Annotated in this window: 24 protein-coding genes; 14 read left to right on the plus strand and 10 right to left on the minus strand. The window is 69.1% G+C overall.

From position 1 onward, the window contains the following. Positions 1 to 178 precede the first annotated feature (178 nt). Together BHE97_RS08285 and BHE97_RS08290 are read right to left on the minus strand one after the other, a co-directional pair. A complete protein-coding gene (locus BHE97_RS08285; RefSeq protein ID WP_087623566.1) occupies positions 179 to 1,162 on the minus strand; it encodes an ABC transporter substrate-binding protein in 984 nt (327 codons plus the stop codon). A 484-nt stretch (positions 1,163 to 1,646) separates the two neighbouring features. Continuing rightward, the gene (locus BHE97_RS08290) at positions 1,647 to 2,363 is read right to left on the minus strand and encodes an oxidoreductase (RefSeq protein ID WP_236757593.1); all 717 of its coding nucleotides are present in this window, start codon (positions 2,361 to 2,363) and stop codon (positions 1,647 to 1,649) included. 129 nt (positions 2,364 to 2,492) lie between these two features. On the opposite strand from BHE97_RS08290, the gene BHE97_RS08295 reads away from it, so the two are divergent. From BHE97_RS08295 to BHE97_RS08305, 3 genes are read left to right on the plus strand one after another with little or no spacing between them, the layout of a single operon-like run. Continuing rightward, positions 2,493 to 3,176 carry a class I SAM-dependent methyltransferase gene (locus BHE97_RS08295; RefSeq protein ID WP_087623568.1) on the plus strand — a complete coding sequence of 228 codons (684 nt, stop codon included), beginning with the start codon at positions 2,493 to 2,495 and terminating at the stop codon, positions 3,174 to 3,176. A gap of 1 nt (position 3,177) precedes the next feature. Next, entirely contained in the window at positions 3,178 to 4,308 is a 1,131-nt protein-coding gene (locus BHE97_RS08300) for a histidine kinase (RefSeq protein ID WP_087623569.1), read from the plus strand. Between the two features lie 39 nt (positions 4,309 to 4,347). Beyond that, positions 4,348 to 5,805, plus strand: coding sequence for a GuaB1 family IMP dehydrogenase-related protein (locus BHE97_RS08305; protein WP_087623570.1), 1,458 nt, complete (start codon positions 4,348 to 4,350; stop codon positions 5,803 to 5,805). An 86-nt stretch (positions 5,806 to 5,891) separates the two neighbouring features. On the opposite strand, the gene BHE97_RS08310 is transcribed toward BHE97_RS08305, so the two are convergent. The 3 genes from BHE97_RS08310 to BHE97_RS08320 all read right to left on the minus strand — a co-directional run bounded on the left by BHE97_RS08310 (position 5,892) and on the right by BHE97_RS08320 (position 7,310). Continuing rightward, the gene (locus BHE97_RS08310) at positions 5,892 to 6,146 is read right to left on the minus strand and encodes a hypothetical protein (RefSeq protein ID WP_087623571.1); all 255 of its coding nucleotides are present in this window, start codon (positions 6,144 to 6,146) and stop codon (positions 5,892 to 5,894) included. Positions 6,147 to 6,284: 138 nt separating this feature from the next. Further along, positions 6,285 to 6,710 carry a hypothetical protein gene (locus tag BHE97_RS08315; protein ID WP_087623572.1) on the minus strand — a complete coding sequence of 142 codons (426 nt, stop codon included), beginning with the start codon at positions 6,708 to 6,710 and terminating at the stop codon, positions 6,285 to 6,287. A 96-nt stretch (positions 6,711 to 6,806) separates the two neighbouring features. After that, complete coding sequence (locus tag BHE97_RS08320; RefSeq protein ID WP_087623573.1) at positions 6,807 to 7,310, minus strand: TetR family transcriptional regulator; 504 nt, start codon at positions 7,308 to 7,310, stop codon at positions 6,807 to 6,809. A gap of 71 nt (positions 7,311 to 7,381) precedes the next feature. On the opposite strand from BHE97_RS08320, the gene BHE97_RS08325 reads away from it, so the two are divergent. The 3 genes from BHE97_RS08325 to BHE97_RS08335 all read left to right on the plus strand — a co-directional run bounded on the left by BHE97_RS08325 (position 7,382) and on the right by BHE97_RS08335 (position 9,353). Continuing rightward, positions 7,382 to 7,963: a biotin transporter BioY gene (locus BHE97_RS08325; RefSeq protein WP_201791365.1), complete on the plus strand. Its 582-nt coding sequence runs from the start codon at positions 7,382 to 7,384 to the stop codon at positions 7,961 to 7,963. A 9-nt stretch (positions 7,964 to 7,972) separates the two neighbouring features. Further along, a complete protein-coding gene (locus tag BHE97_RS08330) occupies positions 7,973 to 8,668 on the plus strand; it encodes an ABC transporter ATP-binding protein (RefSeq protein ID WP_087623575.1) in 696 nt (231 codons plus the stop codon). A 79-nt stretch (positions 8,669 to 8,747) separates the two neighbouring features. Beyond that, entirely contained in the window at positions 8,748 to 9,353 is a 606-nt protein-coding gene (locus BHE97_RS08335; protein ID WP_087623576.1) for a CbiQ family ECF transporter T component, read from the plus strand. A gap of 165 nt (positions 9,354 to 9,518) precedes the next feature. On the opposite strand, the gene BHE97_RS08340 is transcribed toward BHE97_RS08335, so the two are convergent. After that, the gene (locus BHE97_RS08340) at positions 9,519 to 10,178 is read right to left on the minus strand and encodes a dihydrofolate reductase family protein (RefSeq protein ID WP_087623577.1); all 660 of its coding nucleotides are present in this window, start codon (positions 10,176 to 10,178) and stop codon (positions 9,519 to 9,521) included. Between the two features lie 79 nt (positions 10,179 to 10,257). On the opposite strand from BHE97_RS08340, the gene BHE97_RS08345 reads away from it, so the two are divergent. The 8 genes from BHE97_RS08345 (at position 10,258) to BHE97_RS08380 (ending at position 18,553) form a co-directional block, all read left to right on the plus strand. After that, a complete protein-coding gene (locus tag BHE97_RS08345; RefSeq protein WP_201791366.1) occupies positions 10,258 to 10,989 on the plus strand; it encodes a LytTR family DNA-binding domain-containing protein in 732 nt (243 codons plus the stop codon). Positions 10,990 to 11,020: 31 nt separating this feature from the next. After that, positions 11,021 to 11,407, plus strand: coding sequence for a hypothetical protein (locus tag BHE97_RS08350; RefSeq protein WP_087623579.1), 387 nt, complete (start codon positions 11,021 to 11,023; stop codon positions 11,405 to 11,407). Then, complete coding sequence (locus BHE97_RS08355) at positions 11,404 to 12,906, plus strand: cation acetate symporter (protein ID WP_087623580.1); 1,503 nt, start codon at positions 11,404 to 11,406, stop codon at positions 12,904 to 12,906. Before BHE97_RS08350 ends, BHE97_RS08355 begins: the two co-directional genes overlap by 4 nt. Before the next feature lie 127 nt (positions 12,907 to 13,033). After that, positions 13,034 to 13,651: an FMN-binding negative transcriptional regulator gene (locus tag BHE97_RS08360; protein WP_087623581.1), complete on the plus strand. Its 618-nt coding sequence runs from the start codon at positions 13,034 to 13,036 to the stop codon at positions 13,649 to 13,651. A gap of 207 nt (positions 13,652 to 13,858) precedes the next feature. After that, positions 13,859 to 14,197, plus strand: a complete 339-nt coding sequence (locus tag BHE97_RS08365; RefSeq protein WP_087623582.1) for a DUF485 domain-containing protein — start codon at positions 13,859 to 13,861, stop codon at positions 14,195 to 14,197. After that, positions 14,194 to 15,858 (plus strand): cation acetate symporter, encoded by a 1,665-nt coding sequence (locus tag BHE97_RS08370; RefSeq protein ID WP_087623583.1) that lies wholly within the window; start codon positions 14,194 to 14,196, stop codon positions 15,856 to 15,858. Before BHE97_RS08365 ends, BHE97_RS08370 begins: the two co-directional genes overlap by 4 nt. 108 nt (positions 15,859 to 15,966) lie before the next feature. Beyond that, complete coding sequence (gene acs, locus BHE97_RS08375) at positions 15,967 to 17,928, plus strand: acetate--CoA ligase (protein WP_087623584.1); 1,962 nt, start codon at positions 15,967 to 15,969, stop codon at positions 17,926 to 17,928. Positions 17,929 to 18,151: 223 nt separating this feature from the next. After that, positions 18,152 to 18,553, plus strand: a complete 402-nt coding sequence (locus tag BHE97_RS08380; protein ID WP_087623585.1) for a phage holin family protein — start codon at positions 18,152 to 18,154, stop codon at positions 18,551 to 18,553. A gap of 67 nt (positions 18,554 to 18,620) precedes the next feature. Here BHE97_RS08380 and BHE97_RS08385 read toward each other — a convergent pair whose 3' ends face one another. From BHE97_RS08385 to nth, 4 genes are read right to left on the minus strand one after another with little or no spacing between them, the layout of a single operon-like run. After that, the gene (locus BHE97_RS08385) at positions 18,621 to 19,454 is read right to left on the minus strand and encodes a hypothetical protein (protein ID WP_087623586.1); all 834 of its coding nucleotides are present in this window, start codon (positions 19,452 to 19,454) and stop codon (positions 18,621 to 18,623) included. After that, entirely contained in the window at positions 19,451 to 20,614 is a 1,164-nt protein-coding gene (locus BHE97_RS08390; RefSeq protein WP_087623587.1) for a MarP family serine protease, read from the minus strand. Before BHE97_RS08390 ends, BHE97_RS08385 begins: the two co-directional genes overlap by 4 nt. A 39-nt stretch (positions 20,615 to 20,653) precedes the next feature. After that, a complete protein-coding gene (locus BHE97_RS08395; RefSeq protein ID WP_087623588.1) occupies positions 20,654 to 21,298 on the minus strand; it encodes a CoA pyrophosphatase in 645 nt (214 codons plus the stop codon). Further along, on the minus strand, positions 21,295 to 22,017 hold the full coding sequence (nth, locus tag BHE97_RS08400) for an endonuclease III (RefSeq protein ID WP_236757594.1): 723 nt from the start codon (positions 22,015 to 22,017) through the stop codon (positions 21,295 to 21,297). Before nth ends, BHE97_RS08395 begins: the two co-directional genes overlap by 4 nt. Between the last annotated feature and the right edge of the window lie 53 nt (positions 22,018 to 22,070).

Below are 22,070 nucleotides of genomic sequence, written 5' to 3' on the forward strand. Positions count from 1 at the left end.
GTGGGGGGGGGGGGAGGGGGGTGAAAACGGGTCGGCGGGGGGGCGGGGGGGGGGGGGGGCGGGGGGCGCACGGGGGGGAGGTCTCAGCCCCGCTCATCGTTCCTCCTCAGGACGGGCGAAGTGGCGGTGGGACCGGCCGGCCGGTCCCACCGCCACTTCGCTTCCACGATGCACGATGTCAGCTGTTGGCGCCCTCGAGCGCGTCAGCGAAGTCGTTGAGGAACTCCGTGTACGTCTGGATGCCCTCATTCGTGTACGTGTCGGCGGGCATGTACACGATCTGATCATTCTGCACGGCCGTGACGCCCGCGAGCGCCTCGGAGTTCTCCAGGATGTCGGCGGCGGGTTCCACATCGCCCTCGCCGACGGCCGCGTCACGATCCATCACGAGGATCCAGTCCGGGTTGGAGTCGGCGATCGCCTCGACCGAGATGTCATCGCCCTGGTGATCGTCGGACGCCCCGTCGATCTCGAGCGCGGGTGTCAGGCCGAGGATGTCGAAGATCGGGCCGAGGGTGCGCCCCACCGTGGGAGCGAGATAGCCGATCTCACCCCCGGAGGTGTTGACAGCCATGACGCTCTGTCCCTCATCGTAGGCGGACCTCGCCCGCTCGACGGCCTCATCGAAGTCGTCGACGAGCTGCTGAGCCTCGTCCTGCTTGTCGAAGATCTCGCCGAGCACGGTGACCTGTCGCTTGAGCTCCTCATCGAAGGGCTCGCCCTCGCGCGGTTCGAGCTCGAGGACAGCGGCGTCAGGCACCAGCTCAGCGATCTGGTCGTCGTAGTCGACGAAACGCTGGCCACTGATGACCAGATCCGGTTCGACGGCGACGATCTGCTCGAGATCGGGCTCTCGGTGGTTGCCGATGTCGATGATCGAGTCGTCGGTGGTGTAGTCGATGGTGTCGGGCATGAGCGAGACGGCCGCGGCACTCAGCTCGATGTCCCAGTCCGCGAGGGTCTCGAAGGTTCGATTGTCGAGGGCGACGACCGAGGCCGGTGGGGAGGCCACGGTCTGCGTGCCGTTGTTGTCCTCCACCTCGACGGTACTGCTCTCATTCGCCGGCGTGTCGTCGTCGGAGCCCGACGAGGAGCACGCCGCGAGGACGAGGGCGGACACCGCGACGACTGAGAGTGTCGCGATCGGACGGCGCAAGGACATCGATTTCTCCTTCTGGCGGACGGCTAACGAGTCGATCGGCCTTCACTGCCGCCGACCGAAGACAGGCTAACCTAACTACAATGCCGAATGGCCTCCTCCCCTACCCCTTGTGAACTGGCTCATAGTGGGGCATGCTGGGCATGGCAAGAAGAACTCCACAGCGACCCGGTCCCGGTACCCACGCGGCGATCTCCCGTCCCACAGGGCAGTCGTCTCGGGACATCCGCATAGCGGCCCCGCGGCGATGATTCGACGAAGGCACGCTTGGTAGCCGATCACCGGGTTGATGGCGGCGTCACCCTACGCGGGTGGCGCCGCCGCCTTGTGCCCAGCGAGATCCACCGCCGTGGCTGGACCATGCCAGCGCATCGGGTGGTGAGCTATTCCGCACCTGCGCGCCGAAAGTGCGTGATCACTCACCTGGGTGATGCGATGAGCAGCGCGCCGAATACGGTCGAGAGATGCGCACGACACCGCAAGCGAGTCAGCGCGAGAGCGGTGACGCCTCCGCGGCGCGGGTCGCGGCCTCGGCGGCATACAGCAGCCATTGATGCACGCCTGTGCCGTCACTGGACCGATAGCCCTCGAGGGCGGCGAAATAACCCGGGGCGTCGGCGACATGTCCGGCCTCGGGGACGGTGACCGAGGCCGGATCGATGCCCTTGGCCACCCAGACCAGACGCTCGGCGGCACGCGCCACGACGGCATTGTGCGATACGAACGCCCCGGCATCGGCGATCTCCGCGTGGACCAGGGCGGCCACCACCAAGCCCGGCGCCTCCGTCGGCTGACCGAGGAGCCGCGCGAGATTGGTCAACCGGGCGACGCCCTCGGGGTTGACCGGACGGCCGAGCTCGGCGTCGTCGATGCTTCCGGCCGCGGCGATCGCGTGAATGCGGGCGAGGGCCTGCACCGGCGAACGCTGCCAGGCCGGCAGCAGCCCCAGCAGCTCGGTCGACAATCGCACCGCGCCCCGGGCGGTCGCGTCCCCGGCGCCGGCGGCGAGCTCATCGACCGTGTACGCCGAGCCCTCCAGAGTCGCGGTGGCCCAGGCGCCGAGCAGCAGTGCCTGCGCGGTGTCCTCCGGGGCGGTCTTGCGCAGGCCGCGGTCGCGCAGCACGGCGTCGATCCCGTCTCGAGCTGCGGCGGCGGCGGACGGAACACCCTCCAGCGAGGCGGCCGCGATGAACGGATCGGACACCACGGCAGCGTATCGCCATCTCGCCGGGTGGACGGACGCTGCCCCACCGCACCGGAGGGGCCCGGCGACGGCCACCACGGCGCGTGGGATCTGACCCGATCGGGCCATGAGGACAGTTACGATCGAGGGGTGAACCCCGTCGCGCCCGCAGCACGCGCCCTCAACTGGTTGGTCGGCGACCACCTGGCGCTCGTGCTGCATGTCGGCGACGGCCCCCTCGCCTATGAGCTGGCTGACCAAGGACACGATGTCACGATCGTCGGCGATGACGTGACCACCGTCCGCCACCAGCACATCTCCTATGTCCGTTCTCAGGGCGACCTCCTGCCCTTCCGCTCGCGCAGCTTCGAGGCCGTCGTCGCGCCCGAGATCGACGACGAGGTCACCGCCCTCGGCGAGTACGCGCGGGTCCTGACCGACGACGGCCTGCTGTCGACCATCGCCCGCCGCTATGACGACTCGATCCCCTGGATGCGCAAGCTGCGCACCATCACCGGGGACCGCTCGGGTGACGTCACACCCGTCGCCACGTTCACCGCCTCGGGACTCTTCAACGTGCCCGAGCGCCAGGAGTTCAATGCCTGGGAGGAGCTGGACTTCCCGACCCTCATGCGCTTCGCGGAGACGACCAAGCACCCGTCGGTGCCCGGTTCCGCCCTCGGCGCCGTGCGCGACCTATGGCGCGAGTACGGCGAGCAGACCGGATCCCTCAGGCTGCGCCACGAGACGATCTGCCTGCGGGCACGTGTGGACAAGTCACAGCTCGCGGCCGAGCCCGATCCGCCCGACACCGTCCTCATCGACTTCCGGTGACATGACCGATCTGGCGCTCGCCGCCGTGTTACTGGTGGCCGGGCTCGGCGCGGCCCTGCTGATCCGCTGGCGCTATCTGGGCCGTCGGCGAGGGCTCGGATCCCCCGAGGAGAGGGCCACCTATACGACCCTGCACACCGCCTCCCTCGCCGCCCCGGCGCTGCGCGGTGGGCTCACGGCCGAGAGCGCCGGCCGGGCCGTGCCGCATCTGCGCGCACTCATCGGCGCCCGGACCGCGGGCCTCACCGACGCGCAGGGGCCCTTGGCCTGGGAGGGCGATCCCGCCTGGGCCGAGACCGCACAGGCGGTCCGCGACGTGCTCGACAGCGGGCGACCTCAGGCCGCCGGCGATGCCTTCGCCGCGCCGCTGACCGTGGAGGGCCGGGTCGTCGGCACCCTCGTCGTCGCCGACGACGCCCCCTCGGCAGGACTGGCACGGACGGTGACCGAGGTCGCCCGGTGGGTCTCCAGTCAGCTCGAGCTCGCCGAGTTCGATGCCTCCCGCACCGCGCTTATGGAAGCCGAGCTGCGGGCGCTGCGGGCGCAGATCTCCCCGCACTTCATCTACAACTCGCTCGGAGCGATCGCCTCCTTCGTCCGGACCGATCCCGAGCGAGCCCGCGAGTTGCTGCTGGAGTTCGCGGACTTCACCCGGTACTCGTTCCGCCAGCACGGCGAGTTCACGACCCTCGCTGAGGAACTGCGCTCGATCGAGCGCTATCTCGTCCTGGAGAAGGCGCGATTCGGCGACCGGCTGCGGGTCATGACCCGGGTGGCGCCGGAGGTGCTCAATGTGACGGTGCCCTTCCTGTCGGTCCAGCCGCTCGTGGAGAACGCGGTGCGGCACGGACTGGAGAAGAAGGACGGCACAGGGACGATCACGGTCGTCGCGGAGGACGCCGGGGCCGAATGTCTGATCTGGATCGAGGACGACGGAGTGGGCGCCGAGCCCGATGTCGTCCGCAGCGTCCTCTCCGGGCACGGCGACTCCATCTCGGTCGGCCTGGCGAATGTCGACGAGCGGTTGCGCACCGTCTACGGCAACGACCACGGCATCGTGGTCGAGACCGGCCCGGGGCTCGGCACCAAGGTCACGATGCGTGTGCCGAAGTTCGCCCCCGGCGTCGACTGACGGCCGTCCGGCCCCACTCGCGCCCCGTAGACTCACGGGGTGAAGTTCCTCAACGGACAGCAGCCGACGCACGACCTCACGTACAACGACGTCTTCATGGTGCCGAGCCGATCGGACGTGACCAGCCGTTTCGACGTCGACCTCTCGGCGAGCGACGGCACCGGTACGACCCTCCCGCTCGTGGTGTCGAACATGACCGCCATCTCCGGGCGACGCATGGCCGAGACCGTCGCGCGTCGCGGTGGCATCGCGATCATCCCGCAGGACATCCCCGTGGACGTCGTGGCCGCGACGGTCCGCCGGGTCAAGGGCGCTCACACCGTCTTCGATACCCCGGTCACGCTGTCCCCGTCGATGACGATCGGCGAGGCATTGAGCTTGATCCCCAAGCGGTCGCACGGCGGGGCTGTCGTCGTCGACGAGGGCAAGCTGGTCGGCATCGTCACTCCGCGCGACGGCGCCGAGATCGACCGCTTCGCCCAAGTCCGCGAGGTGATGCGCACCGACACCTTCACGGTCGATGCCGGCCTCGATCCGCGCGAGTACTTCAACGAGCTCTCCGCCCAGCACGTGCCCTTCGCGCCAGTGCTCGACGGTGGCGACCTGCTCGGTGTCATCACCCGCAAGGGCGCTTTGCGCTCGACGATCTACACCCCCGCGGTCGATGCCGAGGGATGGTTGCTCATCGGGGCCGCGGTGGGCATCAACGGCGACGTCCGCGGCAAGGCCGATGCGCTGCTGGACCTCGGCATCGATGTGCTCGTGGTCGACACAGCGCACGGCCATCAGGAGAAGATGATCGAGGCATTGCGCGTCGTCGCCGATGCCCGCGACGCCTTCGCCGAGCGCATCGGTCGCCGCGTCCAGATCGCGGCGGGCAATATCGTCTCCGCGGACGGCACCCGGGAGCTGGTGGACGCCGGAGCCGACATCGTCAAGGTCGGAGTCGGCCCCGGTGCCATGTGCACGACCCGCATGATGACCGGTGTCGGGCGTCCGCAGTTCTCCGCCGTGCTCGAATGCGCCGAGGCCGCCGATGTGCTCGGCGCGAGCGTCTGGGCCGACGGCGGAGTCCGCTTCCCGCGCGATGTGGCCCTCGCCCTCGCGGCAGGTGCGGGCAGTGTGATGATCGGCTCGTGGTTCGCCGGCACGCACGAGAGTCCCGGGGACCTCAAGATCGCCTCGGACGGCCGCGCGTACAAGGAGTCCTTCGGCATGGCGTCGTCGCGCGCCGTCGCCAACCGCACGCGCGACGCGGCGGGCTTCGAGAAGGCCCGTATGGCGTTGTTCGAGGAGGGCATCTCCACCTCGCGGATGTTCCTGGATCCCGAGCGCCCGGGTGTCGAGGACCTCATCGATCAGATCACCGCGGGTGTCCGTTCGAGCTTCACCTATGCGGGTGCGCGCAGCCTGGAGCAGTTCCGCGAGCGCTCGATCGTCGGCATCCAGTCGACCGCAGGCTACGACGAAGGACGCCCCCTCCACGCCAGCTGGTGATCCCGCCACGGAACGGTGAGTAGGCGACCATTCCCACAGCACAGCGGTGTGTAGGCGCCCTTCTCAAGCCAGGAAAGGACGCCTACTCACCGGCCTCCTCGGACGGGAGCGAACAACGAGTGCCAGCGTCGGGCGAAGAGGGGTGCTGGACCCTGGTAGCCACGCTCGACATCCCTCGCGAACTGCCGCGGATTTTCCGCGTGCTGGCGGCCCTCGTACTCGATCGCCAACATCCACACGCGATAGAGCAGGTCGACGATCCCGATCTCGCGCGCGCCGTCGTACACGGGTGCGTTGACATCGGGTGCCGGCAGTCCCGAAAACGCGAGGTATGCGCGCACCCGTGACTCCTTCGGCGAACGGCTGAGCGCATCCAGATGCGGCAAGACTCGCAGGCTCTGCGCCGCGCCTGGACGCCACGACTGAGTCCGGGCGATCCAGGCAATCTCATCGGTCGTCGCGTGCTCGCGATGGAGCAGTCAGTCGCGGATGACGATGAGGTCCAGCAGTCGGCCGGTCGCGCAGGCCTGAACGAAGGCCGATGCGAGGGTGACTCCGCGATCGTCGCAGGGAGGGAGAACCTCCGTCCGAGGAACGAAGACGCCGGGCAGGCGCAGATGCAGATCGCCGCTCACCGTGAAGTGGATCGGGCGGGGATCGCCGAGGAGCAGGCCGAGGTCATGGAGACGGCTGAGATGGCTCACGTGTGCGCGTTCCGGCAGCGCCAGTCGCGCCGCCTGAATCCAACCGTGGACGTCCATGCCGACCCCAGCGACACTCCATACACGGGGAAATAGCCGAACGAATCGCCGCCCACGCAGCATCTTCTCGGTCACTCCGAGCTCGCGTGCCATCGCATGGGTGAAGGGTCCGGCCATGAGCTCGGGAGGGATGGGGCGCGTCATGGAACCAGTCATCCCAAGGAAATACGGATCTGGCCAGAGCCGTATCACGGGACTGTGGATAATCTCCACCACGCACGACCGACGAGGGGCGGTGACTCAGCGTGCGGGGCGCGCTTCCAGGCCGGTGAGGATGATCGAGAGTCCGCGGTCGAAGGAGTTATCGAGGTCAGCGTCCTCCTCGATGGCACCGACGGCGCTGGCCTGGCGATGGGTCTGCGTCGACTGCGTGTGGCCGAAGGTGAACAGCAGCAGCGTGCGCGCCCCGTCATCGCCTACGAGATCGGCGAGCCGCTTCTCGACCCCGGACACCCCCAACCGGAAAGCCGAGGCAGTGGCGACGACCTCGGCGCCGTCGCGCACCGCGAGCATGGCGCTGCGCAGGGCATGGCACAACGATCTCGCATCTTCGCCGTCGACCTCGGACACCAGCTCATCGGCCATCAGCGCCAACAATGTCTGCTTGTTCGGCACATGGTGATAGAGGGCGCTGGGCTGAACCTCCAGCTCGGATGCGACCCGGCGCATCGAGCAGAACTCCAGCCCATAGGAGTCGAGCACGCGCAGAGCCGCTGCGACGACATCGGGGAGGCTGTTGGCCATGGCAGCATCCTATCGGGTAGCCTGAACGGCGTTCAGGTGAACACCGTTCAGTTCCTATGAGGAGTCCATCCATGACGACCCGCAGCCCGGCCCGTCGCCGCTCGTCGGCGGCCGACCTCGCCCTCATCACCACCTTCGCTGCCGTCATCGGCGTCTGCGCGGTCCTTCCCGCGATCACCGGCGTGGCCGGCGTCCCCTTCACCCTGCAGATGTTCGGCATCTTCATCGCCGGTGCACTGCTCGGCCCCATCCGCGGGTTCCTGGCCGTCCTCCTCTATCTCGCCGTCGCGACCGCCGGCGTGCCGATCTTCACGCAGGGCCAGGCCGGACCGGGCGTCTGGGCCGGGACCACCGGCGGCTACCTGCTCGCCTTCCCCTTCGCCGCGCTGCTGGTCGGCGCTGCGGCCGCTCTCGTGGCGCGTCGTGGTCCGGCGGTGTTCACCGTGACCGTGGCACTCGTGGCGGCGGTCGTGACCGTCGCGGTCGTCGGCACCCTCGGCACCCTCGGCATGGCGCGCGCCATGGACGTTCCCCTCGGCGTCGCGTGGGGCTATGCGACCCCCTTCTTCCTGGTGGATATCGTCAAGGGCGCCCTCGCTGCCGTCGTGGCCGCCGCGGTGCACCGGGCGTTCCCTCAGTTGCTGCGCGGGTAACGTCGACCCGTGATCGAGCTGCACAGTGCGAGCGTCGTCGTCGACTCCCCCGACGGCCCGATCACCCTGCTCCACCCCACGAGTCTGAGCCTGACGGAGCATCGGATCGGCATCATCGGTCCCAACGGCTCGGGCAAGTCGACACTGGTCCGCCTGATCAACGGCCTCGTCCTCCCGGCGACGGGCGAGGTGTTGATCGACGGACTCGACACCGGACGAGAGGGCCGCGAGGTGCGTCGCCGAGTCGGTTTCGTCTTCACACATCCAGACTCCCAGCTCGTCATGCCGACACCACTGGAGGACGTGACCCTCTCCCTGCGCCGGAGCGTCGCGAACAAGTCTGAACGCCGCGAACGGGCCCGTGAGGTGCTCTCGGAGATCGGACTCGCCGATCGTGCGGATGTCTCGGTGCACGCGCTGTCGGGCGGGCAGAAGCAGCTACTCGCCCTCGCGGGGGTGTTGGCGACCGAGCCCGAGCTCGTCGTGGCGGACGAGCCCACCACGCTGCTCGATCTGAGGAACGCCCGCCTCGTCGCCGCCCGGCTCTTCGGGCTCCGCCAGCGGCTCGTGCTCGTGACCCACGATCTCGACCTCGCCCGCCGATGCGACCGGGTCCTCGTCGTCGACGATGCGCGAGTCGTGTTCGACGGGGCCCCGGACGCCGCCGTCGATCACTACATCGCTCTGGCCGAGGCGACCCCATGAGCCGGCGAAGAACCGAGATCTGCTCCCTGTTCGCGCTCTCGATTGACGAACAGGGAGCACATCTCCATGCGGTGGCGACATGACTGAGCTGTTGGGTGTGTACCGCCCGGGGAGGACGCTGCTGCACCGCACCGGCCCCGGACCGAAGCTGGCATTCCTGGCGCTCTGGTCGATCGCGGTCGTGGCCCTACGTGGGCCGGTCGCGTCACCCATCTTCGTGGCCGTCGCTGTCGTCATCGCCGCGTGGTCGGGACTCCGGCTGCGGCGGTCGCTGCGGACGATGCGCGGGCTCCTCCTGATGCTCACACTCATCGCCGCCTTCCAGACCTGGCAGCGCGGCGTCGACGTCGCGATCGCGGTGGTGTCGAGCCTGCTGGCCCTCTTCCTCATCGGTCTGGCATTCACCGCCACGACGGCAGCCGATGATCTGCTGAACACCGTCGAACGGCTCGTCGCTCCCCTGCGCTTCGTCGGCCTGCGGCCCGAGCGGATCGCCCTCGCCTTCGCTCTCGTGCTCCGTGCCCTGCCCGCGGTCCTGGAGGTCGCGCGGGAGACACGCGCGGCGGCCCGCGCGCGTGGACTCGATCGCAGTCCTCGGGCACTGCTCGTGCCCTTCGTCATCCGAGTCGTGGCCCACGCCTATGCCACAGGTGACGCGCTCGCCGCCCGCGGTCTCGACGACTAGGGAATCACCGATGAGTGGGCCACCTCGGCGGGAACGGTGACCTGCGCGTCTCGAACAGGTCGAGCGGGTTGTCGGGTTCCGGGCGGGCCGCGCACGAAGGATGTGCTGCCGACCTGGACCCCCCTCCACACGGCCACACGAGGTCCCTATCCCTGCATCAAGCAGCTAGACGCGACGCGTGAACGTCAGGTGCACCACGCCGGTCGGCGAAGACACCGCCTCGAGGTCGTATCGCTCCTCGAGCGACTCCAACCCGTCCCAGAGGCGCACACCTCGCCCCAGCACGATCGGCACCTGGACCACGTGCATCACGTCGATGAGACCGGCGCCGAGGAAGTCACGGACCGTCGTCGGCCCTCCCCCGACGCGCACGTCGAGGTCGCCGGCGGCCTCACGGGCGAGCGCCAGCGCCTCGGCGGGTGGAGCGTCCACGAAGTGGAAGACCGTCCCACCCTCCATCTCGATCGACGGCCGGGGATGGTGAGTGAGGACGAAGACCGGCGTGTGGAACGGGGGATTCGGTCCCCACCAGCCGCGCCACTCCTGTTCGGTGCCCAGGTCCGGCCAGGGTCCGGTGAGGGGCCAGAACTTGCCCCGCCCCATGATCTCGGCACCGACCCCGTCCTCGTGCCGTCGCGCGAAGGACTCGTCCACGCCGTTGCTGCCGCCGGACTCCCCGAGCATCCTGCGGCCGAAGCGGGTGGCGAACATCCACTCGTGCAACCGCTCTCCCGCGTGCCCGAAGGGGTCCTCGAAGCTGAGGCCTTCGCCGGTGCCGAAGCCGTCGAGGGAGATCGAGAAGTTGTGCACGACGACCTGGGACATGAAGACTCCTCCACCATAATGTTCCGCCGCACAGCCTGAGGCCGCGACGCGACGGCCGGATGTGACTACCATCACCAAGGTGACTGCCCTGCGCACGCTCGTGGTCGATGACGAGCAGCCGGTGCTCGATGAGCTCGTCTGGCTGCTGGGACGCGACGACCGCATCGCCGACCCGATCGCCACAGCGCACTCGGGCACCGAGGCGCTCCGCCGGCTCGAGAGGGGCGATATCGACCTCGTCTTCCTCGACATCGCGATGCCGGGGCTGAGCGGTATCGAGATAGCGCGGCTGCTGGGACGTTTCTCGCAGGCACCGCAGATCATCTTCGTCACCGCACACGACGCGCACGCCGTGGAGGCCTTCGAGCTCGACGCCGTCGACTACCTGCTCAAACCGTTGCGCGAGGAACGACTCCGCGAGAGCATCCGCCGTGCGTCGGCCGAACGCGACATGGTCCACGACGCCGATGACACGATCGCCGTGGAGCTCGCCGGGGTCACCCGCTTCGTCTCGCGTTCGCACGTCACCTATGCCGAGGCACAGGGCGACTACGTCCGATTGCATCTGCTCGACGGTACCAGCCATCTGATCCGCGCATCGTTGACCGCACTCGCCGACGAGTGGGAGAGCGCGGGCTTCCGTCGCGTGCACCGCAGCATCGTGGTCAACCGGGCCCATCTCGTCGAGGCCCGATCACAGGGCGGTGGCGCGACCCTGGTGCTGCCCTCGGGCGACGGGACGACTGAGGTGCCGGTGTCCCGTCGGCACCTGCGCGACCTGCGCGAGCTCATCGGCGAGTTCAGCCCATGACCCCGCCACCGGAGCCGTGGGGAGGGAACGGATGAGCGAGCCGCGGAGGGAGCGGATCACCAGCCCGTTGACGAGTGCGCGGACCCATGTGCCGCGCACCGTGCGACAGGAGATCGATGAGTCGACCGGCGTCGGTCAGGTCTATGTCCGCAGCCTCGTGCGTTCGCAGCTGCGCGCGGCACTGACTGTCGTGGCGACTGTGGCGCTGACCATCGGCCTCCTTCCTCTCGTGTTCCTGGTGTTCGGCGACCTCTCCCGCACCACCGTCGCCGGTATCGGACTGCCCTGGATCGTGCTCGGCGTCGCCGTCTACCCCGCGATCCTCGTCCTCGGCTGGCTCTACGTGCGCTTCGCCGAGCGGGCCGAGCTGGATTTCGCCGCCCTCGTGGAGACCTCCGGCCAGGAGGAGGAGCCGTGAACTCGGGTGCCGCGGTCGCGGCGATCTTCGTGGTGACGGTCGCAACGGTCACCATCGGTGCCCTCGGCCTGCGGATCAGCCGCACGACCAGTGACTTCTACGTCGCCTCGCGGACGGTGTCGCCGGGGCTGAACAGTTCGGCGATCAGCGGCGAGTATCTGTCTGCGGCGTCCTTCCTGGGCATCGCGGGTCTCGTACTGACCTTCGGCGCGGACATGCTCTGGTATCCGATCGGGTGGACCACGGGCTATCTGCTGCTGCTGGTCTTCGTCGCTGCTCCCCTGCGGCGCTCGGGGGCCTACACGATCCCGGACTTCGCCCAGTTGCGACTCGGATCGAGCGGGGTCCGACTGACGTGCACCTGGCTGGTCGTCGGTGTCGGATGGCTCTATCTGATGCCGCAATTCCAAGGCGCGGGGCTGACGGTACAGGCGACGACCGGGGCACCTTCCTGGGTGGGCACGGCGCTCGTTGCTGTGGTGGTCGTGGTCAATGTGCTCTCCGGCGGCATGCGCAGCATCACCTTCGTGCAGGCCTTCCAGTACTGGGTCAAGCTCGCCGCGATGCTGGTGCCGCTGGCCTTCCTGCTGCTGGTGTGGCGCTCGGACGGCGCCCCGGGTCCGGTCGCCCCGGAGCAGTGGTTCGCCCCGCTGGGCGCCGCCACCCCGCAGAGCGTCTACACGACCTATGCAGTGATCATCGCGACCTTCCTGGGCACGATGGGACTGCCACATGTGGTGGTCCGCTTCTACACCAATCCCGACGGTCGGGCGGCGCGTCGGACGACGCTGATCGTGCTCGTACTGCTCGGCGTGTTCTACCTGTTGCCGACCGTCTACGGCGTCCTCGGACGCATCTATGCCCCCGATCTGGTCGACGCGGGCCAGGCCGACACGGTCGTCCTGGAACTGCCGGGCCGGATGATCGACGGGGTAGCGGGCGATGCGCTCTCCGCGCTGCTGATGGGCGGGGCGTTCGCGGCCTTCCTCTCGACCTCATCCGGGGTGACGATGGCGCTCGCCGGGGTGGTCGGGCAGGGCCTCAGCCGCCGCTCTTGGTGGCCCTCGCGGTGGTCCCAGGTGGCCGCGCTCCGGTGGGCCGCGGCCGCGTGCGTGTCCGTGCCTCTCGCGCTCGGACTGCTCGCCCAGCCGATCCCGGTGGCCAACTCGGTCGTGTTCGCCTTCGCCCTCGCGGCGTCGACCTTCTGTCCGCTGCTGGTACTGGGCATCTGGTGGCGGGGGCTGACCGCGCCGGGTGCTGTCGCCGGACTGGTCGGTGGCGGGCTCGCGGCGACGGCCGCGCCCCTGCTGACCCTCACCGTCGCCCCGTCCGGCTGGCTCGGCACGCTCCTCGCCCAGCCGGCGGCCTGGTCGGTGCCGCTGGGCTTCGCCCTGATGATCGGGGGCTCTCTGCTGACCCGGTCGCGAGTCCCCACCGATGTCACCCACACGATGGTCCGGCTGCACACCCCCGAGCGGCTTCGCCTCGACCGCGGCTGACCTCCGACGAGGCGGTAGACCGTCAACCTCATCGAGACCCGATGGGGTCGGCCCGGTCCCCCTACCCGATCCGTAGGGTTGGCCAGGCACCGCCACCTGCGCAGCGGAGCTTCCTAGAATGAGCGCCATGTACCGTCCGCCGTTCACCGGGGTCGACGACGACGCTGAGATCCGCTCCTTCGTCGCCGAGGTAGCCGCGGGCGAGGTCGTGACCTCGGGCCACGACGGCTTTCCCCGCTCCACCCGGCTCCCGCTCGTATGGCGCGAGGACCTGCTCATCGCCCACTTCGCGCGCGCCAATGACCACTGGCGCGAGATCGCCGACGGATCCCCCGTCCTCGTGATCGTCGGCGGCATCGAGGGCTATGTCTCGCCGAGCTGGTACGCGAGCAAGCGCGAGCACGGCCGCGTCGTGCCCACCTGGAACTACGAATCGGCGCAGATACGCGGTCGCGCGCGCGTCATCGAGGATCCCGACTGGCTCCGGGGGGCGGTCACCGCTCTCACGGAAGCCCATGAACGTCGGCGGCCCGACTCCTGGGAGGTCAGCGACGCGCCCGAGCGATTCGTCGAGGGCCAGCTGCGGGGGATCGTCGGCCTCGAGATCCGCATCGAGGACGTCGCCGCCAAGGCGAAGCTCAGCCAGAACCGCTCCGCCGCCGACCGCCAGGGTGTCGTGGAGGGCCTGGACGCGAGTGACGATCCCCGCGACCAGATCCTCGCCGAGCGCATGCGGCGCGTGTGAGCGAGTCCGACATGCTGCGGACTCGATCCGCGGTGCCGTTCGTCGTTCCCAGGACACCGCTCATCGCGTGACCCACGCCACATATCGACCTCGATCGGCCCTTGAGCGACCAGCCCGCGAACCATCTGGCACACCCCCGCGCGACGGTCCTAGCGTCGGCTCACGGCGCCACCGCCGCGCGCCGAGCCGATAACGAAAGGGGGAGCCATGGCCGAACCGATCTCACCTGAGACCCATGCCGCCTATGAGCGCGTCCACGCGACCGCGGAGTTCGCCGAGCTCAGGAACAACTACCGCAGCTTCGTGCTGCCGATGACCGTGGCATTCATGGTCTGGTACCTGCTATACGTGATCGCATCGAACTGGATGCCGGGCTTCATGAACACGCAGGTCTTCGGCACGATCAATGTCGCGCTGCTCTTCGGCCTGCTGCAGTTCATCACCACCTTCGGCATCGCCTGGTGGTACGCCCGGTACTCCGCACGCAAGATGGACCCGCTCGCGGACGATCTGCGCGACGGCTTCGAACGGGAGGTCGGCCAGTGACCACCTCACTGCTCTCCTCCGACGTCCTCCTCGCCGCGAGCGAGGAGTCGAATCAGGCCCTGACCGCCTCGCTCTTCGGCCTGGTCGTGGTCCTCACCGTGGGCATCACCTTCTGGGCGAGCCGGAACACCAAGACCGCCGCCGACTACTACGCGGGCGGACGCTCCTTCTCCGGCGTCCAGAACGGCTTCGCCATCGGCGGCGACTACATGTCCGCCGCCTCCTTCCTCGGGATCTCCGGGGCGATCGCGCTCTCCGGTTACGACGGCTTCCTGTACTCGATCGGGTTCCTGGTCGCCTGGCTCGTCGCGCTCCTGCTCATCGCCGAGCTGCTGCGCAACTCCGGACGGTTCACGATGGCCGATCAGCTGGCCTATCGGATGCGGCAGCGACCGATCCGCCAGGCCGCGGCGATCTCGACCGTGGTGGTCTCGATCTTCTACCTGCTGGCGCAGATGGTCGGCGCCGGCGCGCTCGTCTCGCTGCTGCTCGGGGTCGACTCGCAGGCGGCCAAGAACATCACCATCGTCTCGGTCGGCGTGCTGATGATCTTCTATGTCGTCGTCGGCGGCATGAAGGGCACGACCTGGGTGCAGATCGTCAAGGCCGTCCTGCTGATGTTCGGCACCCTGTTGATCAGCGTCCTGGTCCTCGCCAAGTTCGGCTTCAATCTCTCCGACCTGCTCGGCACGGCGGCCGAGGCGAGCGGCAAGGGCCAGGCCTTCCTCGAACCCGGGTTGAAGTACGGTATCTCGACGACGAGCAAGATCGACTTCCTGTCCCTCGGCATCGCCCTCGTGCTCGGCACCGCCGGACTTCCCCACATCCTGGTGCGCTTCTACACCGTGCCGACCGCCAAGCAGGCACGTGTCTCGGTGCTCTGGGCGATCGGCCTGATCGGCACCTTCTACCTGATGACCCTCGTGCTCGGCTTCGGTGCCGCGGCACTCGTCACCGGTGACGCCAAGGATCAGATCGCGGCATCGGGAGGCAATCTCGCGTCCCCGCTGCTCGCCGAGGCCATCGGCGGTGGTCCCGGCACGCTGGGCGGCGCGGTGCTGCTGGCATTGATCTCGGCCGTCGCCTTCGCGACGATCCTCGCCGTGGTCGCCGGCCTCACCCTGACCTCCGCCTCCTCGGTGGCACACGACCTCTACGCGAATGTGTGGCGCAAGGGCAAGGCCAGCGAGAAGGACGAGGTGAAGGTGGCGCGGATCTCGGCCTTCATCATCGGCGGCGTCGCGATCGCCCTGGCCATCCCGGGCCAGAGCCTGAATGTCGCCTTCCTGGTGGCACTCGCCTTCGCGGTCGCGGCCTCGGCCAATCTGCCCGCGCTGCTCTACAACCTGTTCTGGAAGCGCTTCAACACCCGCGGTGCGTTGTGGAGCATCTACGGCGGCCTGATCTCGGCGGTCGGCCTGGTGTTCTTCAGCCCGGTCGTCTCCGGCAAGGTCGACCCGGACACGGGCGCCAGCCTGTCGCTCTTCCCCGCGAGCGTCGACTTCAGCTGGTTCCCACTGGAGAACCCGGGCATCGTGTCGATCCCGCTCGGCTTCTTCCTCGGTTGGCTGGGCACGGTCACCTCCTCGGACAAGGGCTCGGTCGAGCGGTTCGCCGAGCTGGAGGTGCGCGCCCTCACCGGGGCAGGCGCCGAGAAGTGAGACCCCGGGGAGCGCCCCGTCGGGGGTGGGCGCTCCCCGGCCCCTTCGCCCGCCGGCGTGGTGTGCGACACAATCATGAACAGGAACCCATCCAAGGAGAGACATCCCGTGACCGAGACAGGCATCGACAACCTCGCCCGTGAAGATCGCGTCTTCGAGCCGCCGGCGGCGATCGCCGAGCACGCGAACGTCACGGCGGCCGCATACGAGGAGGCCGCCGCGGACCGGTTGGGCTTCTGGCGCACGCAGGCCGAACGGCTGGACTGGCAGACCCCCTTCACCGAGGTACTGGACTGGAGCAACCCGCCCTTCGCGAAGTGGTTCGCCGACGGCAAGCTCAATGTCGCCTACAACTGCGTGGACCGCCATGTGGAGGCGGGTCGCGGCGACAAGGTCGCCTTCCACTTCGTGGGGGAGCCCGGCGACACGCGCACCCTCACCTATGCCGATCTGAAAGACGAGGTCAGCAAGGCAGCCAACGCCCTCACCGATCTCGGCGTCCGAGCGGGGGATCGCGTCGCGATCTACCTGCCGATGATCCCCGAGGCCGTCATCGCGATGCTCGCGTGTGCGCGGCTGGGCGCGCCCCACACCGTCGTGTTCGGCGGCTTCAGCTCCGACGCGCTCTCCAGCCGGATCACCGACTGCGAGGCCAAGGTCGTCATCACCGCCGACGGCGGCTACCGGCGCGGCAATCCCTCGAGTCTCAAGCCGGCGGTCGACGAAGCCCTCGGCAAGGTCGACGGCATCGTGGAGCATGTGCTGGTCGTCCGCCGCACCGGCCAGGAGACCTCGATGACTGCGGGCCGCGACGTGTGGTGGCACGAGGTGGTCGATGCAGCGTCACCCGAGCACACGCCGGAGGCCTTCGACGCCGAGCATCCGCTGTACGTCATGTACACCTCGGGCACGACCGGCAAGCCGAAGGGCATCCTGCACACCTCGGGCGGTTATCTGACCCAGGCCTCCTACACCTTCCATGCGGTCTTCGACCACAAGCCCGACACCGATGTGTACTGGTGCACCGCCGATATCGGCTGGGTCACCGGCCACTCGTACATCGTCTACGGGCCCACCGCCGAGGGCGCCACGCAGGTGCTCTACGAGGGCACACCCGACACGCCGCACAAGGGCCGTTGGTGGGAGATCGTCGCCGAGTACGGCGTCACGCTCTTCTACACGGCCCCGACGGCGATCCGCACCTGCATGAAATGGGGCGCCGAGATCCCCGCCGAGTTCGACCTGTCGAGCCTGCGCATCCTCGGCACGGTGGGCGAGTCGATCAATCCTGAGGCCTATGTCTGGTACCGCGAGAACATCGGCGGCAGCCGTACCCCTATCGTCGACACCTGGTGGCAGACCGAGACGGGCGCCCACATGCTCAGTCCGCTGCCGGGCGTGACCGCCGCCAAGCCGGGCTCGGCGATGGGTCCGCTGCCAGGGATCAGTGCCGAGGTGGTCGACGATGCGGGCAACCCCGTCGGCAACGGCCAGGGCGGGTATCTCGTGCTCACCGAGCCGTGGCCGGCGATGCTCCGCACCATCTGGGGCGATGACCAGCGCTTCGTTGACACCTACTGGTCGCGCTTCCCCGATGTGTACTTCGCGGGCGACGGTGCCAAGAAGGATGAGGACGGAGCGATCTGGCTGCTCGGTCGCGTCGATGACGTCATGAATGTCTCGGGGCATCGGCTGTCGACCACCGAGATCGAGTCCGCTCTGGTGTCGCACCCGAGCGTCGCCGAGGCAGCGGTGGTCGGAGCGACCGACGACACCACCGGCCAGGCGGTCGTCGCCTTCGTCATCCTGCGCGAGTCGGCGGTCGACAGCGGCGAGGAGACGGTCGCGGAGCTGCGTGCCCATGTCGGCACGCAGATCGGACCGATCGCCAAGCCGCGGCAGATCATGGTGGTCGCCGAGCTGCCCAAGACTCGCTCGGGCAAGATCATGCGCCGCCTGCTGCGCGATGTGGCCGAGAACCGTGAAGTCGGCGATGCGACCACCCTCGCGGACTCTTCGGTCATGGACCAGATCACCGCCGGCATGAAGAAGGGCGCCGACGACGACTGATCCGCCCGTCGATATGTGTGCCCCGGGGTCCTCGGCCCCGGGGCACACGCCTGTGCGGCGCGGCCAGGAGAGGAGAGCGGGGAGGTCAGCCGGAGGTCAGGTACGGGCCACGATGTGCTTCCGTGGTCGCCATAGCCGCCTCGACAGCACATCGTCCATCGCGCAGATCGGACAGGTGGAGTGCTGCGCTGTCCTCACGGCCGGTTCTCGGTAGGCTCATCGCATGAGTGAGCAGCAGCCCGTCTCCGAGGAACCCACCATCGGCCACCTCGTCGCCGATGTCACGCGCGACCTCTCCTCGCTGATCCAGCACGAGATCCAGCTGGCGAAGTCGGAGATGAAGGTCAGCGTCCGCGCCGGTGGAATGGGAGCCGCGTTGCTCGCGGTCGCCGCGTTCCTCCTGCTGCTCGTCGTGATCCTCGCGTCGATCACCATCGGCTTCTTCCTGACGATGACCGGACTGCACCCCGCGTGGGCATTCCTCATCGTCACCGGCGGCTACCTGCTGCTCGCCCTCCTGCTCGCCTTCATCGGGATCCGCCGCTTCAAGAAGGTCACCGTCCCGCAGAAGACGATCGACACCGCCAAGCAGATCCCCACCGCCCTCAAGGGCAAGGTCGCCTGATCGCCTCGCCCTCGTCCACGTCGGCTGGACGCCGGACCCGGCTGCCCGCCGAGACCCCGGCATCGGGTCAGGCCGGTCGGCGCCGGCGCTCCCAGAGCGCCACGATCCCCCGGCACACCAGACCGACCACGATCGCCGCGACACCGGCCAGCGCGAGCTGTTCGACCCACTCGTCGAGCGAGGCGGTGAAGCGGTCGGCCACCGCATCGGTCAGCACCTGGCCGAACTGCGAGGATCCCGATGCGGCACGATCGAGGACGGCCGGCACCGTGACCCGCGTGCCGACATAGGTCACGCCCGCGATGGCGAGGGCACCCACCCCGACCCAGGCCAGCCCGGCCGACCGACGTCTCGCGAACACCAAGCACAGCACCGCGGCGGCACCCGCCGCCAGCAATGTGATCGACTTCCAGGTCGGCGTGGTCTCCACGAAACGCAGCCCGGGCGGAGCGGTGGCGACCGGCACGCGGACCTCCTCGGGGGATTCGATCGCGAGGGGCAGCGCCGTGTTCACCTGGTGCAGCGCGAGATCGACCAGCGGGGTGACGTCGACCTGCAACTGCTCCGGGATGTACCGCCCGCCGAACCACAGCTGGTGGCTGCGACGCTGCGAATCGTCCCAGGCCTCGCCGAAACCGGGCACCTCCTCGAGGGCGCCGAGCGCCTGGCCCAGCTGGGCCGCCACCTGATCGCGGACCGCCTCGGGAAGATCACCGGCCACCCGCGCGGCCGCCGTGTCAGCCACTGCCTCCACGACCCGCGGATCATCGCGGAGATCGCGCACGAGCTCGACATAGCCGCTCTCCTCGGCCACATTGTCGGCGATCCAGGTCACCGGCAGGGCCACGATCCCGGCCAGCACGGCGATCACCCAGCAGACCACCGAGGTCAGAGTTCTCATCGGACACATCCTCCTGTCGAGACTCGGTCGGTCGCCTCGATCCCCGCCTGGGCGTTGCCCGCGGCCTGCTCGGCCGTGACGGCGTAACCCGTCGACGAGTCGCTGATGGAGGCGGCGAACACGATGCCATAGACCTCACCGGCCGCCGAGACCAGCGGTCCCCCGGAGTTGCCCGAGCGCACGAGCGACCGCACGGAGAAGGCATCGCGCGGATGCTCCCCCTGGCCGTAGATGTCCGGCGCGCGCATCGTCGTGAGGTCGCGGATACGCGCGGCGCGAGCATCGAAGGGGCCGTTCTCTGGATAACCGAGGACCGCGGCCTCGGTTCCCGCCGCCCCGGTGAGGTCGAATCGGAGATTCGGGACGTCCAGATGTCGGGTGCGCAGCACCGCGATGTCCATCTCGGCATCGAAGAGCACGGGCACGGCGTCCACGGACCGGCCGTCGATCTGGACGACGGGATCGCTGACCCCGGCGACAACGTGGGCATTGGTCATGACTCTGCCGTCGGCGTAGACGAAGCCCGATCCCTCGATACCGCGGCCGCATTCGGCCGAGCCGATGATCTTGACCACGCTGCCCGCCGCAGCCCGGACCCCGGGCTGCGCGAGGGTCGCCTCGTCCGGGGGCTCCACCGAGGTGATGACCTCGGGCTCGAAGGGCTCGAGGTACCGCGGGAAGACGTCCTCGGTCAGCGACCGGCTGAAGGCCGCGAGCACATCGGAGGCCTGAGAAGGCATGACGCGGTCGACCCGCTCGAGGATCACCGAGGTGCGGACCGCCTGGCTCAGATACGGGAGCGATGCCCCGCTCGCGGCGAACCCGAGGGCCCACGCGGCGCCGAGGACCGCGACGATTCCCAGCGCGGCTCCCGCGACGGCGTCGATCGCGCGCCACGGCCCCTCGGTCACCCGCAGATCGCGTCCCACGAGACGCCCGAGGAACTGCCCCAGCAGCAGGAAGGCCACGACCAGGAGCAGCGAGAGGAGGGGGTGCGCGACATCGCCGCTGCCGAAGATCAAGGGGGCGACGATGATGCCGATCACGCCTCCGGCGACCAGCCCGATGCCCTCGATGAGGTTGACGACGAAACCGTGCACGAAGCCCGAGGCCGCGTACAGGACCACGAGCGCCAGCAGGATCAGATCGAGACTGTTCACGCCGCCGCCCCGTGGGCGCCCGGTCCATGCCGGCTCATGTCAGTGGATCTCCGGCAGCGGGCGCACGATGGACTCGTCCCAGGGCCTCGACCAACCGACCCGCTCGAACACCCGCGAGACGATGCCCGCCGTGAAACCCCAGAGCGGTGTCTCGGTGCCGATATCGAAGGCGGGGCCCTTCCACCCGGACGGGTGCACGACGCTGAAGCGCCGTCGCGGGTCGATCAGCTCCTCGATCGGCGTCCAGAGCACCTCGGCGACCTCCGCGACGCTCACCGGACGCAGTGTCGGGCTCCAGGAACGCCAGTAGCCGAGTACGGGAGTCACCGCGTGGTTGCTCGGCGGGACCCACAGGGTCGGCAGCTCGCCGAAGATCTGCACGGCGGCCGGATCGAGTCCGACCTCCTCGTGGGCCTCTCGAAGGGCCGTGGCCGCTGGGTCGGCATCGCCGGGGTCGGCGCGGCCGCCGGGGAAGGAGATCTGCCCGGCGTGATTGCGCAGCGTGCTCGCTCTCTCGGTCAGCAGCAGCTCGTGTCCGCGCGGCGTCTCAGCGAACAGCATGAGCACCGCCGAGGGGCGCGCATCGGCCGGCGGATGCGGGAAGCGGGGGGCGAGCTGCTCGGCCTCGACGGAGCCGGCGAGATCGGCCAGCGGCTGGAGCCAGCCGGGGAGGGTCGTGGTCATGCGCGTCCTTGGGTGGTCACGAGCTTCTCGGCCTCGACCGGATCGGTGGGTCCGATGCCGTACGAGGGACACCAGCGCGACACCGGGCAGGCGCCGCACGCCGGTGTGCGGGCGTGGCACCGTCGCCGGCCGTGCCAGATCAGCCGCTGGCACATGTCCGTCCAGTCCCGGCGGGGGAACAGGGCTCCGAGAGCGTGTTCGGCCTTGACCGGCTGTCGAGCGGTGGCCTCGTCGAGCCAGCCGAGCCGGCGGGTCAGGCGCGCCACATGGGTGTCGACGGTGATGCCGGGGATGCCGAAGGCATTGCCCAGCACGACATTGGCCGTCTTGCGTCCGACTCCCGGGAGCGTCACGAGGTCATCGAGGCGCGGTGGCACCTCGCCGTCGAATCTCTCGACGAGCGCCGCCGCCAGCCCGAGAAGGCTCTCGGTCTTGGCCCGGAAGAACCCGGTGGGTCGGATGATCTCCTCGAGCTCCGTCCGATCGGCCGCGGCGAGGGCGGCGGCATCGGGATAGGCCGCGAAGAGCGCCGGACTGACCGCGTTGACCCGACGATCGGTGGTCTGCGCCGACAACACGGTGACCACCAGCAGCTCGAAGGGTGAGGAGAAGTCGAGCTCCGGGCGAGCATCGGGGTAGGTCTCGGCGAGGACCCGATCGACCTTGCGGGCACGGCGCACCAGGGCGGTGTCGCGGCGGCCAGTCTCGGTCGTGGTCACACCGACAGCGTAGAGGTTCGGCGAAGGGTCGAGGTCCTCCGCCGCGGGCGCGG

It is taken from the genome of Aeromicrobium sp. PE09-221 (assembly GCF_002174305.1).
Lineage (GTDB): Bacteria > Actinomycetota > Actinomycetes > Propionibacteriales > Nocardioidaceae > Aeromicrobium.